The sequence below is a fragment of the Pseudomonas sp. 28 E 9 genome, from assembly GCF_900004785.1.
Lineage (GTDB): Bacteria > Pseudomonadota > Gammaproteobacteria > Pseudomonadales > Pseudomonadaceae > Aquipseudomonas > Aquipseudomonas orientalis_A.
Window position 1 is genome coordinate 173,107 of the sequence record NZ_CVTK01000053.1, and the last position, 17,374, is coordinate 190,480.

Genomic DNA, 17,374 nt, shown 5'->3' on the forward strand with positions numbered 1-17,374 from the left:
AAACCACTGTGGGAGGGGGCTTGCCCCCGATGAGGGACTGTCAGTGAATGCTTCTGCAACTGACCCTCCGCCATCGGGGGCAAGCCCCCTCCCACATTTGAACGCCATGCGTCAGGAGGATTGTATTCAGCCTTGCTTAGCCAACAGTTCCAGGCCTTCATGCAGCGCCGGGAACAGACTGTTGTTGAAGTTGTTCCAGCGCAGTTCGAGGATGGTGTCTTCGGGCGAAATCTCGGTCTTCAAGACGTCGTGGAACACTTCGCCGGAATCAATGCCGTTATCCACATAGTGAAATGACGCGCCGGTGAGGTACAGCGGCGCCGAGGGCGTGGTGGCCCTGGTCGCCCAGTCCACCACGGTCTGCCCACGCGCGCCATACAAGGCGTTCCAGGTGGCATAGGCGCCACGGCGTTCGTAAGGCGATTCGATGCGGGTGATACCCGGATGGATGTTCATGATGCGCCGCGCAAACGGCGCGCCTGGCCGTACCAGTTCATCGAGGATCACCAGCAAGCCATCGAGCACCACAATGTCGGCTTTCAACTCGACCAGCACGTCATGCAGGCGCCGTTCGAAATCCTGTTTGCCGGCGATATGCCCGGCGCTGCCCCGGGGCAGGCGGCGATAGGTCGACGGTACGCTCAGCAACAGGTCGTTGACCAACTTGCCCTGTACGCGCAGGTCGGCCGGGTACAACCACTGGCCGCCAGGCTTGTAGGCGAAACCATAATCGGCGACCAGCGCCTGATCCCGTGGATTTTGCTCATCGTCGTCGTACACCACCCCGACCAGGTTGTAGGCATCGCCCAGCGCGGTGTCGTTGAGCGAGCCCACCAGAAACTCCAGCACCGACTTCATGTAGCGCTCGTGGTCCTTGTAGGCCACCGGCTGCCCGGCCTTGTCGGCGGCGGCATTTCTCAGGGACCAGACATACACCAGGTTCTTTTTCGTCATTGTTTCGCTCTCGCAGAAGGAATACGTACGGCGTGAATACCCGTGCGCCTACCCAACAAGAACGAACCAGCCCTCGCGCAATTTATCCAGCGCCGCCACCGCCCGGCACACCGAGCTAAATAGTCGCGCCGACACTTCGTTTGTCATGGGTAAGGGTCTGTGTGCCCAGCCCCTCTTTTCACTCTCCGGGATGTATTTATGACCGACCCCAAACGCGGCGCCTTCAAAGGCATGCTCGCCCTGCTCCGGCCCTTTCGCATCATTGTGACGGTCTCCGTCGCCCTCGGCATGGTGGGCGGCCTGGCCATTACGTTGCTGCTGGCGACCATCAATAACGCGCTGCACTCAGCGGCCGGCATGACCCAGGGCGTGGTTCTGACCTTTGCGGCACTGTGCGTGGTGGCGCTGTTCAGTTCGATCATTTCCGATATCGGCACCAACTACGTCGGGCAACGGATCATCGCCGCCCTGCGCAAGGACCTGGGCGAGAAAGTATTATCGGCGCCCATCGGCCAGATCGAACGCTATCGCTCCCATCGCCTGATCCCGGTGCTGACCCACGACGTCGACACCATCAGCGACTTTTCCTTCGCGTTCACGCCGCTGGCCATCGCGGCCACAGTCACCCTCGGCTGCCTGGGCTACCTGGCCTACCTGTCGGTGCCGATGTTCCTGATGATGGTGGTGGCGATCATTATCGGCAGCACCGTGCAGTTCATTGCCGGCGGCAAAGGCATCCAGGGCTTCGACCTGGCGCGCAGCCATGAAGACGAACTGCAGCGTTACTACAACGCCATTGCGTCCGGTGCCAAGGAACTGCGCATGCACCGGCCACGGCGGTTTCGCATGAACACCCACCGCATCCAGGAAACCGCCGACCGCATCAGCGACATCCAGGTGCGCTCGGTCAATATCTACATCCTCGCCAAGACGTTTGGCTCGATGCTGTTCTTCGTGGTCATCGGCCTGGCCCTGGCGATGCAGGCGTACAACCCCAACCCGGACCCGACGGTGATCACCGGCTTCGTGCTGGTGCTGCTGTACATGAAAGGCCCGTTGGAACACCTGCTGGGTTACATGCCCGTGGTCGGCAAGGCCAAGATCGCGTTTGGCCGCATCAGTGAACTGTCGGAGCGTTTTTCGTCGCCGGAACCGCACCTGTTGATGGATGACAGCGAAGCACCGACACCGGTGGTCAACAGCCTCGAACTGCGCAACGTGAGTTACAGCCCGCCGGCGGTCGAGGGCAGCGAGCCGTTCCACCTGGGGCCGATCAACCTGAGTATCCAGCAAGGCGATATCGTGTTTATCGTCGGCGAAAACGGCAGCGGCAAGACCACCCTGATCAAACTGCTGCTGGGTCTGTACCCGCCCCAGGCCGGCGAGATTCGCCTGAACGGCGAAGCGGTCACCGACCCTGAGCGCGACGACTATCGCCAGCTGTTCACCACGGTGTTTTCCGACTACTACCTGTTCGACGACCTGGTCCAGGGCAGCGCCGCCCAGTCCCTGGACAGCGCCACCAAATACCTGGAACGCCTGGAAATCGCGCACAAGGTCAGCGTCAAGGACGGCGTGTTCAGCACCACCGACCTCTCCACCGGCCAGCGCAAGCGCCTGGCCTTGGTCAACGCCTGGCTGGAAGAGCGCCCGGTGCTGGTGTTCGACGAATGGGCCGCCGACCAGGACCCGGCCTTCCGCCGGATCTTCTACACCGAGCTGCTGCCGGACCTCAAGCGCCTGGGCAAGACCATCATCGTGATCAGCCACGACGACCGTTATTTCGACATCGCCGACCAACTGGTACGCCTGCGCGCCGGCCAGGTGGTGCACGAAATGGAACCGGCGTGAATTTTATTTTCCGGTTTTTCCAGGTAGGAACGTCTCACTAGTGCTAATGAGAATTAACCTCAATAGATACGATAACTGCCCACTTAAAACCTAGAAGAGAAAGCATCCATGCCAGCACGACTCGGTCTCAGCCCCCTGAGCACAGCGTTATCCATGCGCAGGGCCCTGAACATGAACCTTCTTCCGAGTGCCCTGGCACTGGCGGTGGCGCTGCCGATGGCGGGCTATGTTCAGGCCCAGGAGATCGAGTTGAACATTCCTGCACAGCCGCTGGGGAGCGCGCTGCAGGAATTTGGCCGCCAGACCAACGTGCAAGTGCTGTACAGCCCTGGCGACGTGCAGGGTAAGAACAGCCGGGCGATCAAGGGCAAGATGCAGCCGCAGCAGGCCGTCGATGCGTTGCTGGCAGGCAGCCAGACCACTTACAGCCTCAACGGCGATACCTTGACCGTGGCCGCCGCCAGCACGGCGGGCGGGCTGGAACTGAGCCCGACCGAGGTCACCGCCAACTACCTGGGCAACGTCACCGAAGGCTCGAACTCCTACACCCCGGGCACCATCGCCACCGCCACGCGCCTGACCCTGACACCCCGGCAAACCCCGCAGTCGATCACGGTGGTCACGCGCCAGCACATCGAGGACTTCGGCCTCAACAGCATGGATGACGTGATGCGCCACACCCCCGGCATCACGGTGTCGGCCTATGACAGCGACCGTACCAACTATTATTCCCGGGGTTTCTCGGTCAACAGCTTCCAGTACGACGGCATTCCTTCCACCGTGCGCAACGTCGGTTACTCGGCGGGCAATACCTTGAGCGACATGGCGATCTACGACCGCGTCGAAGTGCTCAAGGGCGCTACCGGCCTGCTCAATGGCGCCGGCTCCCTGGGGGCGACGATCAACCTGATCCGCAAGAAGCCGACAGCGGACTTCAAGGGGCATGTGCAATTGGGCGCCGGTTCCTGGGACAACTACCGCAGTGAAGTGGATGTCAGCGGGCCCCTGACCGACAGCGGCAATGTCCGTGGGCGTGCGGTCGCCGCGTACCAGGACAAGAAGTCGTTCATGGACCACTACTCGCGCAGGACCGAAACCTACTACGGCATTACCGAATTCGACCTGTCTCCCGACACCCTGCTGACCGTGGGCTTCGACTACCAGGACAACGTTCCGCAGGGTTCGAGCTGGTCCGGCTCCTTCCCGCTGGTCAATTCCAACGGCAGCATCAACAAGATGCCGCGCTCCTACAACAACGGCACCACCTGGAGCTCCTGGGAGCAGAACACCCGAACCGCGTTCGCCATGCTCGAGCATGACATGGGCAGCGGCTGGGTGACCAAGTTCCAGCTCGACCACAAGATCAACGGCTACCACGCCGACCTCGGTTCGATTCAGTTCGTCCAGCCGGCAGCCGATGGCACTGCCGAAGTCAACGGGCAGAAGTACACCGGCGAAACCAAAAGCACCTCCGCCGACCTCTACGCCACCGGGCCTTTCAGCCTGTTCGGGCGCGAACATGAACTGGTAGTGGGCGGCTCGATCGGCACCTCGCGCTGGCAGGGCAAGGGTTACTGGTCGCCGGAATGGCCGGGCGGTAACAAAGTCGATTTCTATAACTGGAACGGCCACCTCGCCAAGCCTATCTACGGCCCGGCCCAGCAGCACATCGATGACACCATCCGTCAGACGGGTTACTACGTGACCACACGCTTGAACGTGATGGATGACCTGAACGTGATCCTCGGCGGGCGCGTGGCCAACTACCACGTCACCGGCAACAACCCTTCCTACAAGGAAACCGGGCGGTTCATTCCTTATGCCGGGGTGATCTACGACCTCAACGACAACTTCTCGGCGTACGCCAGCTACACCGATATTTTCCAGCCTCAGGAAAGTACCTATAAGGACCGCGACGAAAAACTGCTGGAACCGGACGAAGGACAAAACTACGAGATCGGCCTCAAGGGCGAGTTCTTCGAGGGCCGCCTGAACACCAGCATCGCTTACTTCGAAGTGCATGAGACCAACCGTGCGATCTCCGACGATGCGTACAACAACCAGACGCCAACCCCGCAGAACTATGCATTCAAAGGTTCCAAGGCCGTAACCAAAGGCTACGAAGCGGAAATTTCCGGTGAGTTGAGCCCGGGCTGGCAAGTGCAAGGTGGCTACACCCACAAGATCGCGCGCGATGACGATGACAAGAAGATCTCCACGTTCGAGCCCGAGCATCAGGTCAACCTGAACACCACCTACAAGCTCAAGGGTGACCTGGACAAGTTCACCATCGGCGGCGGCGTGCGCTGGCAGACCAAGGGCTGGAACGAGATCTGGAACGGGCCACTGGAAACCAATCAGGACATCACCCAGGAATCCTACTGGCTGGTGGACTTGATGACCCGCTACCAGGTCACCAAGAACCTGTCGGCGACGGTCAACTTCAACAACATCTTCGACAAGTCCTACTACACCAACGTGGGTTTCTATAACTCCGCCGCCTACGGCGAGCCGCGTAACGTGATGGTCAGCACCCGCTGGGACTTCTGACCGCACGGCGACAAGCTCCCCAATCGGCGGAGTAATGGGGATCAAAATGTGGGAGGGGGCTTGCCCCCGATGGCAGTGTGTCAGTCAATACATCTGTTGACTGTGACACCGCAATCGGGGGCAAGCCCCCTCCCACATTGGATACGGGTTACCCCATCGCCTGCGCCAAGCTGCGGATGAACGCGGCACTGTCGACAATGCCGTCGTGGTCCGTCTCGATCATCACCGAACGCTCGATGCGTCCCTGGCTGATCACTGTCGCCATCTGCTGTTCAATCAATTCCCTGAAGCGCCCTGCCCGACTCATGGACGCCCACCAGCAACTGACTGGCGCCTTGATCGGCTTGAAGTCGGCCGCGACCATGCGTTCGCTCAACGCGCGGTCGACGTCCCAGGCAATCTGCGCTTCGTTGCCGTGCAGCAATTGCTCCTTGATGGCAGTAAAGGTTTCGCCCAAGGCCTGCTCAGCCCAGCTCACGAACCCTTGCCACTGTCCCACTTCATCCTCGGCATCGCGCTGGCATTGCTCCCAGGCACGCTGTATCGCCTCGGCGAATTCAGGGAACATCACGCCCAATAACGCGGCGCGGCGCTCGTTGGCCGACACCTCACGATCGTCCCCGAGGTCCACTGCGTCCCAGTAGGGTTTGACCCACTGCGGCGGCGCGGCGTCGACCCACCCCACAAACTCCACCTCACGCCCCGCCTGTTCCAGGCCGTGCGCCACTTCCATCGCCAGGTTGCCGCCCAACGACCAACCTGCCAGGCGGAACGCCCCGTGGGGCTGGGCCATCAGCAATTGTGCGGTGTAATCCTCGACCATCACTTGCCAGTGCGGCACCGCAGCGCCCTCCTCGGCCAATGCTCGGCACATCACCCCGAATACCGGGCGCTGCTCGCGCAGTGCCAGGGCAATCGCGGTGTAGCAATGCACCGAGCCAAAGCTTGGATGGAACAGGAACAACGGCGTGCCTTCGGTCTGCTGGTTGAGCCTGACGATCAACGACGTTCGGTGATCGCCCTGCAAGCAGCTGACCTGCCCTGCCACAGTCGGATTGAGCATCAACTGGCTGACCGACAAATTCACACCGCTGACCTTGCGGATGCGCTCCTTGAGCATCAGTACCCGCAACGAATGGCCACCCAGTTCAAAGAAATTGTCGTGCAGCCCCACGCGTTCCACGTCCAGCACGTCGCGCCAGATCGCCGCGACCTGCTGCTCTATTTCGCTGCAGGGTGCCTGGTACTGCCCGGTGCCGTGGGCCTCTGGCTTGGGTAATGCCTTGCGATCCAGCTTGCCGTTCGGACTCAGCGGCATCTGCGCCAATACCACCCATTGCGCCGGCACCATGTAGTCCGGCAGCTGCGCGGCCAGATGGGCAACCAACGCGACTTTCCAATCGTCCTGCGGCTGTTGCAGCACCAGGTAACCCACCAGGTGGGTGCCGTCGACCGCGAGCACAGCCGCTTCACGGATGCTGCTGTGTTCCAGCAGGCGCGATTCGATCTCACCCAGCTCGATGCGCAGCCCGCGCAGTTTGACCTGATGGTCGATGCGCCCGGCGTATTCAATCACGCCATCGTCGCGATAACGTGCCAGGTCGCCGGTGCGATAAAGGCGCGCGCCGCTGCCGAACGGATCGGTGACAAAACGCTCGGCGGTCAGCGCGGGACGACGGTGATAACCCCGCGCCAGCCCGACCCCACCCAGATACAACTCACCCAACACACCGACCGGCGCCGGCTCCAGGTTGGCGTCCAGCACATAGCACGAAAGGTTGGCGATCGGCCGGCCGATCGGCACGGCGTCGCGGCCCTCTTCGACGCAGGTCCAATGGGTCACGTCGATTGCCGCTTCGGTGGGGCCATACAAGTTGTACAACCCGGCGCCGGGCAGCTTGGCGAAGACCTGCTGCTGGGCGTCGGCGGGCAGGGCTTCGCCACTGCAGACAATGCGTTGCAGGCTGTGGCACGAGGCCACCTCTGCGTCTTGCAGGAAGGCTTGCAGCATGGACGGCACGAAATGCAGCGTGGTGATTTGGTGCGCGTTGATCAGGCTGACCAGCCGCGCCGGGTCACGATGGTCGCCCGGCGCGGCCACCACCAGGCGTGCGCCGGTCATCAATGGCCAGAAGAACTCCCACACCGACACGTCAAAGCTGAACGGTGTTTTCTGCAGCACGCTGTCACGGGCCTCGAGGCCATACGCCTGCTGCATCCAGCACAGCCGGTTGGTCAGCGCACGATGGCGGTTGCCGGCGCCCTTGGGCTGGCCGGTGGAGCCGGAGGTGTAGATCACATAGGCGAGGTTTTCGCCGTGCACGGCGACTTTCGGGTTGTGGGCGCCGAAGGCGTCCGGCGAGGCGTCGCCGCTTTCCAGTACCAGGCTTTCCAGTACCAGGCTTTCCAGCACCAGGCATTGCACGCCGGCTGGCACCGGCAGTTGCGCCTGCAGGTGGGCCTGGGTCAACAACAATTGCACAGCGCTGTCCTGCAGCATGTAAGCCAGTCGCTCACGCGGGTATTCCGGGTCCAGCGGCACGTAGGCACCGCCCGCCTTGAGCACCGCCAACAGGCCCACGACCATTTCGATCGAGCGCTCCAGCGCCAGCCCCACCAGTACGTCCGGGCCGACGCCGGCAGCGATCAGGCGATGGGCCAGGCGGTTGGCCCGGGCGTTCAATTCGGCGTAGCTCAAGGTGTGCCCGGCAAACAGCAGCGCCGGGGCCTGCGGCGTGCGCTGCACCTGCGCCTCGATCAACTGATGCACCGCTTGATCCAAAGGATATTCCACCGCAGTGGCGTTCCATGTCTGCACCAGCGTCGCGCGCTCGGCGGCGGCCAGGGTTGGCAATGCACCCAGGCATTGGGAAGCATCGTCTGCCAATGCCATGAGTAATTGCTGGAAGTGCTCGGCCAGGCGCTGGATGTGCGCTGCGCTGAAGGCCTTGCGGTCGTAGTTGAACTCCACGCCCAGGCTGTCGCCTATCGCCAGCAGGACCGTCAGTGGGTAGTGGGTCTGCTCCAGGCTTTGCACCGCGCCAAAGCGCAGCCCCGACGGCGCGCCCTGCTCCAGGGCCTCGGACACCGGGTAGTTTTCGAAGACGAGGATACTGTCGAACAGCGCTTCGCCGCCCAGCCCGGCCCAGCGCTGGATCTCGAACAACGGTGTGTGTTCCTGCTCACGCAAGCTCAGGTTCTGCTGCTGGACCTGCTGCAGCCACTGACTGACCGACATCTGTGCATCCGGCGTCGCCACCACCGGCAAGGTGTTGATGAACAGGCCGACCTGCTGTTCAATCCCGCGCAATTGCGCCGGACGCCCTGCCACCGTAGCGCCGAACGCCACGGTGGCGTGCCCGGTGTGGTGCTGCAGCAGCAACAGCCAGGCGCTTTGCACCAAGGTGTTGAGGGTGACTTTGTTGCGCTGGACGAACGCTTTGAGACGCTCGGTCTGCGGCGCGTCAAGACTCAGGCGATGCTCACCGTTAATCGCCAGGGCCGTGTCGTCCTGCACCTGTGCGCCACGCGCCAGGCGCGTGGGCTCCTGCAAGTTGATCAACTGGTCTTTCCAGAACGCCTGGCTGAGTGCCTTGTCCTGGGCATGCAGCCAGGCAATGTAATCGCAATAACGCCCGGTCGGCGCCGGCAATGGTTCACCTGCATAGTGTTGCAGGACTTCGCCAAACAACTGCGAACCGCTCCAGCCGTCCATCAGGATATGGTGATTGGTGTAGATCAAGTGATAGCTCGACCCACCGGTGCGCACCACCGTCAGGCTCAACAGCGGCGCCTGTTCCAGCACAAAGCCCTGGGCCCGCGCCGACTCGGCCAGGCTGTCGAGGGATAAGGCAGCATCGTCGCGCGCCTGCCAGTCCAGCTCGACAAACGGCAGGCGAACCTGCTTGTAGACCACCTGCAAGGGCTGGTCCAGCTCGGCCTGCCAGACAAAACCGCTGCGCAGGATCTCATGACGCTCGACCGCCGCCTGCCACGCCTGGTGGAAGCGTGGTACATCCAGGCCGTGCACGTCGATGCGCATCTGGTTGATGTAGTCACCCGAGCCTTCGCCGTACAGCGACTGGAACAGCATGCCCTGCTGCATCGGTGACAGCGGGTACAGGTCTTCGACCTCGGCGGCGTTCAGCGCCAGGTCATCGAGCTGCTGCTGGGTCAGGTTCGCCAGGGGGAAGTCGGAGGGCGTCACGCCCCGGTTGGCCGGCTCGCAGCAGTGGTCGATCAGGGCCTTGAGTTCCCGTGCGTATTCATCGGCCAGTTGCTGGACAGTCGCTGGCGCGAACATCGCCTGGCTGAAACTCCAATTGAGCCTCAACTCGCCGCCATACACCTGGCCGTTGATTTCCAGCCAGTTACCCAGTGGCGCCTCCGGGCTTTGCTCGGCACCGCTGGCGTCGCCGGAAGGCGTAAACAGCCCTGGCTGCTCGGCGCTGTCGAAGCTGGCGTCGAACTGCCCCAGGTAGTTGAACGTGATGCGCGGGCGTGGCAACGCGGCCAAGGCCTGGCGGGCCTCGGCATCGCCCAGGTAACGCAGGGCGCCAAAGCCCAGGCCCTTGTCGGGGACGGCGCGCAGTTGTTCCTTGATCTGTTTGAGGGAGCTGGCCAGGGTGGTGGCCGGCAGCAATTTCAACGGGTAAAGGCTGGTGAACCATCCGACGGTGCGGGTCAGGTCGATCTCGTCGAACAGGTCTTCGCGGCCGTGGCCTTCGAGCCTGATCAACATCGACTCATCACCGGTCCAGCGCGTGATCACACGGGCCAGGGCGGTCAACAACAGGTCGTTGATCTGGGTGCGATAGCCACTCGGCGCGTCCTGCAGCAAGCGACGGGTGTAGACCGGGTCCAGCTGCGTACTCACACTCAGCGCCAGGTGGTTGCTCAGGCTGGCCTGCGGGTCGGCGCCCGGCAAGCCGGACGGACTCCCGTGCAGTTGCGCCTGCCACCAGACCAGTTCGTGTTGCAGTGCCTCACTGCGCGCATACGTTTGCAGGCGTTCAGCCCAGGCGCGGGTGGCGCTGGTCTTGGCCGGCAGTTGCACGGCGGCGCCCTGGGCAAGTTGCTGATAGGTGCTTTGCAAATCTTCGAGCAGGATGCGCCAGGACACGCCGTCAACCACCAGGTGATGGATGACCAGCAACAATCGCTGGGACCCGTCGGCCAGTTGCGCCAGCACCGCACGCAACAAGGGCCCCGCCTCCAGGTCGAGGCTGCGCTGGGCTTCTTCGCCCAGGGCGTCAAGTTCCTCGACTGTATTCAAGGTGGTCTGCCACAGCACCTGGTCGGCCTGGTGCAGGTGCGGCCCACGGTACGCCGCACTCCAGCCCGCCGGCCCCTGCACAAATGTGCTGCGCAAGGCATCGTGGTGCACGATCAGCGCCTCAAGCGCGGCCACCAGCAGCGGCACCTGCAAGGGCTGGTGCGGTTGCAGCACCACCGATTGGTTCCAGTGGTGACGCTGGGGGATGTCATCGGCAAAAAACGCCTGCTGCACCGGCAACAGCAGCAGCTCGCCGCTCAGTGCCGACTGATCCAGCAGCACTGCGCCCTCGCCTTCCCGGGCGACTGCCGCCAGGCTCTGCACGGTCTGGTGCTGGAACAGGTCCTTGGGCGAAAAGCGCACGCCGACCTGACGCGCCCGGCTGACCACCTGGATCGACATGATCGAGTCGCCGCCCAGCTCAAAGAAGTTGTCATGCAAGCCCACTTGCGGCAGGCGCAGCACGTCGCACCAGATCGCGGCGATCTTGCGCTCCAGTTCGCTCTGGGGCGCTACATACACCTGCTGCATCAGGCTTACATCCGGCAGCGGCAGGCCCTTGCGGTCGAGCTTGCCGTTGGGGGTCAGCGGCATGCGTTCGAGGAACATCAGGTGGGTAGGCACCATGTAGTCCGGCAAACGGGTTTTCAGGGCGCGACGCAGGGTTTCGCGGCCGTTGGCCTGGGCGACGGCATCGTCGAGCAGGGCCGGGTCAAGCGGCACCACGTAGGCCACCAACTGCTTGCCGGTCGGGCCTTCCTGGGCCACCACCACGGTTTCACCGACGCTGTCCTGTTCGCGCAGGCGCGCTTCGATTTCACCCAGTTCGATACGAAAGCCACGGATTTTCACCTGATGATCGACACGCCCCAGGTAATCCACCACACCGTCCGGACGCCCACGGGTCAGATCGCCGCTGCGATACACGCGGCTGCCGGGCTTGCCGAACGGGTCCGGCACAAAGCGTTCGGCGGTCAACGCCGGGCGCTCCAGGTAACCCCGGGCCACGCCCTCGCCGCCCAGGTACAACTCGCCGGCCACGCCGATGGGTTGCAGGTTGAGCTGCGCGTCCAGCACGTAGCCGCTGCGGTTGCCGAGCAAAGTGCCAATGGGCGCGTAGACGGCGCCGCACGGGTCGCCCTTGCGCGCCTTCCACAGCAGCGGTGTGACCACGGTTTCCGTCGGGCCGTAGCCGTTGAACAGGTAGGTCGGTTTCAGCGCGCGCCAGGCCAGGTCGTAGCTGGCCTGGGCCACCGCATCACCGCCGAAGCAGTACACGCGCACCGCTGGAGGGTTGCCGTCGCGCTCGGCGTGTTCGGCCAGTTGTTGCAGGTACACCGGCGGGAACACGGCCATGGTCACGTTGTGCCGGTGCATCTGCTCATAGGTGCATTCCGGCAGCCACAGGCTGTCGTCACGGATCAGCACGCTGGCGCCATTGATCAACGGGTGCATCCAGCCCTCGTGGGAACCGTCGAAGGCGAACGACATGAAGTGCAACTCGCAATCGGCCGGACGGGTTTCATAGCGCTCGCCGGTGGCGATGATGTGCGCCACCAGTGGCCCGTGGGACACCGCCACGCCCTTGGGCATGCCGGTGGAGCCGGAGGTGTAGATCACGTAGGCGAGGTTGTCGCCGTCCAGGGCTACGTTCGGCGCCGTGTAGTTGTCATCGGACCAGTCCTGCAGCTGATCCACTGCCAGGGCTTGCAGGCCTTGCGGAATCGGCAGGCGCTGTTGCACGCTCGAGTGGGTCAGCAGCAACCGCGAGCGGCTGTCCTGCATCATGTACAGCAGGCGATCACGCGGGTATTCGATATCCAGCGGCACGTACACGCCACCGGCCTTCAGCACCGCGAGGAACGCCACCATGATCTCGGCACTGCGCGGCATGGCAATCGCCACGCGCACTTCCGGGCCGACGCCACGGGCGATCAGCGCGTGGGCCAGGCGGTTGGCCTGGCGATCCAGCTCGCCGTAAGTGAGCTGCTCGTCGGCGAACTTCACCGCCACCGCATCCGGGGTTTCCCGGGCACGGTCGGCCACCAGTTCATGCACCAGACGCTGGGCCGAGAAACCGGAGGCGCTGCGGTCCCACAGTTGCAGGATGTGTTGCTGCTCGGCGGCGTCCAGCAGGTTCAACTGGCCCAGCGGTTGCCTAGGGTTGGCGACCATGCCCTGCAGCAGGTTCTGCCAGTGGCGCGTCATGCGTTGCACGGTGCCGGCTTCGAACAGGTCCTGGGCATAACCCAGGGTGGCCCAGATGCCTTCGGTGGACTCCTGAATGTCCAGGTCGAGGTCGAAATGCGCGGTCTTGCTTTGCCATTCCAGCCCCTGGACCAGCAGGTGCGGCAGGTGCTGCTGGACCTGGGCCTGGCCGACGTCGGTCTGGTGGTTGAACATCACCTGGAACAGCGGATTGTGGCTCAGGCTGCGTTCCGGTTGCAGGGCTTCCACCAACTGTTCGAACGGCAGGTCCTGATGGGCCTGGGCCTCAAGCGCGCGCTGCCTGGTTTGTTGCAGCAACTGCTCGACGCTCATCTGGCCATGCAGGTCCGCCTTGAGGACCTGGGTATTGACGAAGAAGCCGATCAGCCGCTCGGTTTCGCTGCGGTTGCGGTTGGCGATGGGCACGCCGACGCGGATTTCTTCCTGGCCGCTGTAGCGGTGCAGCAGGGTCTGGAACGACGCCAGCAGCAACATGAACAGGGTCACGCCCTGTTGCCGGGCCAAGGCCTTGAGCTGTTGGCTCAGCTCGGGGTCCAGTTCGAAGGCCAGGCGTGCGCCGCGATGGCTTTGCACGGCGGGACGCGGGTGGTCGAACGGCAACTCCAGCACACTTTGCTCGCCGCCGAGCATTTCGCGCCAGTACGCCAGCTGACGGTCCTTCTCGCCCGCCTCCATCCAATTGCGCTGCCACACGGCATAGTCGGCATATTGGATCGGCAACGCCGGCAGCTGCACGTCCTCGCCCTGGCTGTAGCCCGCATAGAGCTGCACCAGTTCTTCGACCATCACCTGCATCGACCAGCCATCGGAGACGATGTGGTGCTGCACCAGCACCAGCACATGCTCATCAGCAGCCACGCGCAGCAGCGACACACGCAGCAACGGGCCGTGTTCCAGGTCGAACGGCTGCGCGATCTGCGCCTCGACCTGCGCCTGGAGTTCAGCCTCGTCGACATCGGCGTGAGCGATCTGCAGCGACGCCGATGGCGCGATCACTTGCACTGCACGCTCATGCTCCTGGCGTAGGCAGGTGCGCAGGCTTTCATGCCGGGCCAGCAACGTATCGAAACTGCGCTGCAACGCGCCCAGGTCCAGTTGCCCTTTCAGGCGCAACGCACTGGGGATGTGGTAGGCGGCGCTGTGCGGCTCCAATTGCCAGAGAAACCACTGACGCTCCTGGGCATACGACAGCGGCAAGGCGTGCTCGCGCCCGACCGGCAGCAACGGCGGTGCGCTGGGCGCCAGGTTGTCCTGGGCCTGCAGTGCCGCGACAAATGCGTCCAGCCGTGGGTGTTCGAACAAGGCCTTGAGCGGCACCTCGCGCTGCAGCGTCTGGCGAATGCGCGACACCACTTGCATCGCCAGCAGCGAATGCCCGCCCAGTTCAAAGAAGTGCTGGTTCAAACCGACGTTGTCGGCACCGAGAATATCGGCCCAGATCGCAGCGATCTGCTGTTGCAACGCGGTGACCGGCGCCTGCCAGTTCTGGAGCGCCGTGCTGGCGTCCGGTTTGGGCAGTGCCTGGCGGTCCAGCTTGCCGTTGGGGTTGAGCGGCATGCGCTCGAGGAAGATCAGGTGCGCCGGCACCATGTAGTCCGGCAGCTGTTCGCGCAGGGTGTTCATCAAGCGTTCGGCTTCACTCGACGGTTGCGCGGGCACCAGGTAGGCCAGCAGTTGGTTGTCGACAGCCAGCACCAGCGCTTCGCGCACGCTGTCCTGGGCCAGCAGCACGGTTTCGATCTCGCCCAGTTCGATGCGGAAGCCGCGCACTTTCACTTGATGGTCGACCCGCCCGACATACTCCACCACCCCGTCGTCGCGATAACGCGCCAGGTCGCCGCTGCGATAAAGCCGCTCGCCGCAGGCACTGAACGGGTTGGCGACAAAACGCTCGGCGGTCAGGCTCGGGCGCCGCAGATAAGCGCTGGCCAGGCCGCTGGCGCTGGCGATGTAGAGTTCGCCCACGGCGCCGACAGGCAGCAGGTTCAGGTCGCGATCCAACACATACAGCCCACGCCCGGGTAGCGCGCGGCCGATGGGGCTGGCGGTGACGCCGCCGATTACGTCGGGGTCGGTGCAGTCCAGCACGCTGGAGACCACGGTGGCCTCGGTCGGCCCGTAGGTATTGAGCAGCCGCACATGGCCCAGGCCCGCCCGTTGCCACAACAACGGGCCGTCGAGGGGCATGGCTTCGCCGCCGATATGCATCTGGCGCAACGCCCCGTAAGGCCGCGCCCCCGCGGCCAGGCAATCCTGCAAGAACAGTTTCCAGTAGGCGGTCGGCAAGTCGGCCAGGGTGATGCCCTGCTCGATGATCTGCCGATACAACTCGGCACCGTCCCACAGTTGCGGGCCACGCAGCACCACCGTGGCACCGAGGGTCAGGGCCGGGTACAACTGCTCGACGAAGCCGTCAAAATTCAGGGTAGCGAACTGCAATACCCGGTCTTGCGCGACCAGTTGCGAATAGTCGGCGGCGATGCCGGCGAACTCGCTCAATGCGCCATGGCTGATGGCCACGCCCTTGGGTTTGCCGGTGGAACCCGAGGTGTAGATCACGTAGGCCAGGCTGTGCGGTTCGAAAACAGCCGGTGGATTGTGTTCATCACACAGCGCCAACTGCGCCTGGACCAGGTCGATTTCCACAGCCACCGCGTGCGCCGGCAATGGCAGGCGATCACGCAGGTGCGACTGGGTCAGCACCAGGCGCACATCGCTGTCCTCGAGCATGTGCACCAGACGCTCGCGGGGGTACTCAGGGTCCAGCGGCACATAGGCCGCGCCGGTCTTGAGCACCGCCAGCAAGCTGACCACCATGGAAAAGGAGCGCTCCACGGCGATCCCGACCAAGGCTTGGGGGCCGATGCCCTGGGCGATCAAGTAGTGCGCCAGGCGGTTGGCCTGGCGGTTCAGTTCGCCATAGCTGAGGGCCTGGTCGTCCAGGGCCAGGGCCTGGCGTTCAGGCTGCGCGGCGGCCTGGTCTTCGAACAGCAGGTGTACGCCTTGCAATTGACGGGCACAGGACGGAGCGTTCCAGTCCTGAAGCATGCGTTGCTGCTCGGTAGCATCCAGCAGCGAAAGCTCGGCCAGACGCCTGCGCGGATCGCTGACGACCGTCTGCAGCAGCTGCTGCCAGTGCTGCGCCAGGCGCTCGATGGTCGCTGCGTCGAACAAATCGGTGGCGTAATTCAACGCCGCCCACAGCCCTTCGGCCGACTCATGGGTATCCAGGCTCAGGTCGAAATGCGTGGTCTGGCTGTCCCAGTCCAGCTCCACCACGCGCAGGCCAGGCAGTTGCCGGCCGTCGCGCCCGCCCTGGGCGTCGGTCTGATGGTTGAACATCACCTGGAACAACGGGTTGTGGCTCAGGCTGCGCTCAGGCGAGAGCGCCATCACCAATTGCTCGAACGGCAGGTCCTGGTGGGCCTGGGCTTCCAGGGCGCGGCGCCTGGTCTGTTGCAGCAACTCGACAAAGCTCATCTGCCCGTCCAGGTCAGCCTTGAGCACTTGGGTGTTGACGAAAAACCCGATCAGCCCCTCGGTTTCGACGCGGTTGCGGTTGGCAATCGGCACGCCGACGCGGATATCCGACTGTCCGCTGTAGCGGTACAACAAGGTCTGGAAGGACGCGAGCAGCAGCATGAATGGGGTGACGCCTTCTTGCTGCGCCAGGCGCTTGAGACCGGCGACCAGTTCGGGCTGTAGATGCAGCTCCAGGCTCGCGCCGCGATGGCTCTGCTGCGCCGGGCGCGGACGGTCCAGCGGCAGTTCCAGTACCGGCTGTTCACCGCCCAGCAGCGCCTGCCAATAAGCCAGTTGCCGCGCGCGCTCTCCCGCTTCCATCCAGCCGCGCTGCCACAGGGCGTAGTCGGCATACTGAATCGGCAGCTGCGGCAGTTGCAGGTCCTGGCCCAGGCTGTAGGCGGCATACAACTGCACCAGCTCCTGCACCATCACCTGCATTGACCAGCCGTCGGAAACGATGTGGTGCTGCACCATTACCAGCACATGGTCATCTTCAGCCAGTTGCAGCAAGGTCACTCGCAGCAGCGGAGCCTGGTGCAGATCGAACGGCCGCGCCACCTCCGCTTCCACCCGTGCCATCAACTGCGCTTCGTCGATCTGCGCGTGTTGAATCTCGACCCGGGCCTGGGGCAGCACAGCCTGCCACAGGTGCTCGCCCTCCTCGACCAGTTGGGTGCGCAGGCTCTCGTGTCGGGCCAGCAGGCTGTCGAAGCTGCGCTGCAGTGCCGCCAGGTCCAAGCGACCGTGCAGGCGCAAGGCGCCGGGGATGTGGTAAGTGGCGCTGCCGGGGTCCAACTGCCAGAGAAACCACTGGCGCTCCTGGGCATAGGACAGCGGCAGGCGTTGGCCGTCCTCACGGATTGCAGCAATCGGCAGTTGAGCGAAACTCATGCCCCGGCTTTGCAGACGCTGATAAAACTGCTGGCGCTGTTCCAGAGGCAAGCGAAGAAAGCGCGACACCAGGTCGATGTTAGGGTTGGAAAGCATGGT

The 17,374-nt window shown here is 63.6% G+C and carries 4 protein-coding genes; 2 read left to right on the forward strand and 2 right to left on the reverse strand.

All coding sequences use genetic code 11. The features are described from left to right. Window positions 1–126: 126 nt before the first annotated feature. Window positions 127–954 carry a N(5)-hydroxyornithine transformylase PvdF gene (locus BFQ00_RS21290; RefSeq protein WP_065934656.1) on the reverse strand — a complete coding sequence of 276 codons (828 nt, stop codon included), beginning with the start codon at window positions 952–954 and terminating at the stop codon, window positions 127–129. 198 nt (window positions 955–1,152) lie between these two features. Here BFQ00_RS21290 and BFQ00_RS21295 point away from each other — a divergent pair, with 198 nt between their 5' ends. Continuing rightward, on the forward strand, window positions 1,153–2,805 hold the full coding sequence (locus BFQ00_RS21295) for a cyclic peptide export ABC transporter (protein WP_065887472.1): 1,653 nt from the start codon (window positions 1,153–1,155) through the stop codon (window positions 2,803–2,805). Window positions 2,806–2,913: 108 nt separating this feature from the next. Then, window positions 2,914–5,355 carry a TonB-dependent siderophore receptor gene (locus BFQ00_RS21300; RefSeq protein WP_083227403.1) on the forward strand — a complete coding sequence of 814 codons (2,442 nt, stop codon included), beginning with the start codon at window positions 2,914–2,916 and terminating at the stop codon, window positions 5,353–5,355. A 148-nt stretch (window positions 5,356–5,503) separates the two neighbouring features. Here BFQ00_RS21300 and BFQ00_RS21305 read toward each other — a convergent pair whose 3' ends face one another. Then, window positions 5,504–17,371, reverse strand: coding sequence for a non-ribosomal peptide synthetase (locus BFQ00_RS21305; protein WP_065934658.1), 11,868 nt, complete (start codon window positions 17,369–17,371; stop codon window positions 5,504–5,506). Window positions 17,372–17,374: the final 3 nt, after the last annotated feature.

Bases quoted from the DNA above. Each gene is read 5' to 3' on its own strand.
- BFQ00_RS21290 (WP_065934656.1), bottom strand. From the start codon at position 954: ATGACGAAAAAGAACCTGGTGTATGTCTGGTCCCTGAGAAATGCCGCC.
- BFQ00_RS21295 (WP_065887472.1), top strand. From the start codon at position 1,153: ATGACCGACCCCAAACGCGGCGCCTTCAAAGGCATGCTCGCCCTGCTC.
- BFQ00_RS21300 (WP_083227403.1), top strand. From the start codon at position 2,914: ATGCCAGCACGACTCGGTCTCAGCCCCCTGAGCACAGCGTTATCCATG.
- BFQ00_RS21305 (WP_065934658.1), bottom strand. From the start codon at position 17,371: ATGCTTTCCAACCCTAACATCGACCTGGTGTCGCGCTTTCTTCGCTTG.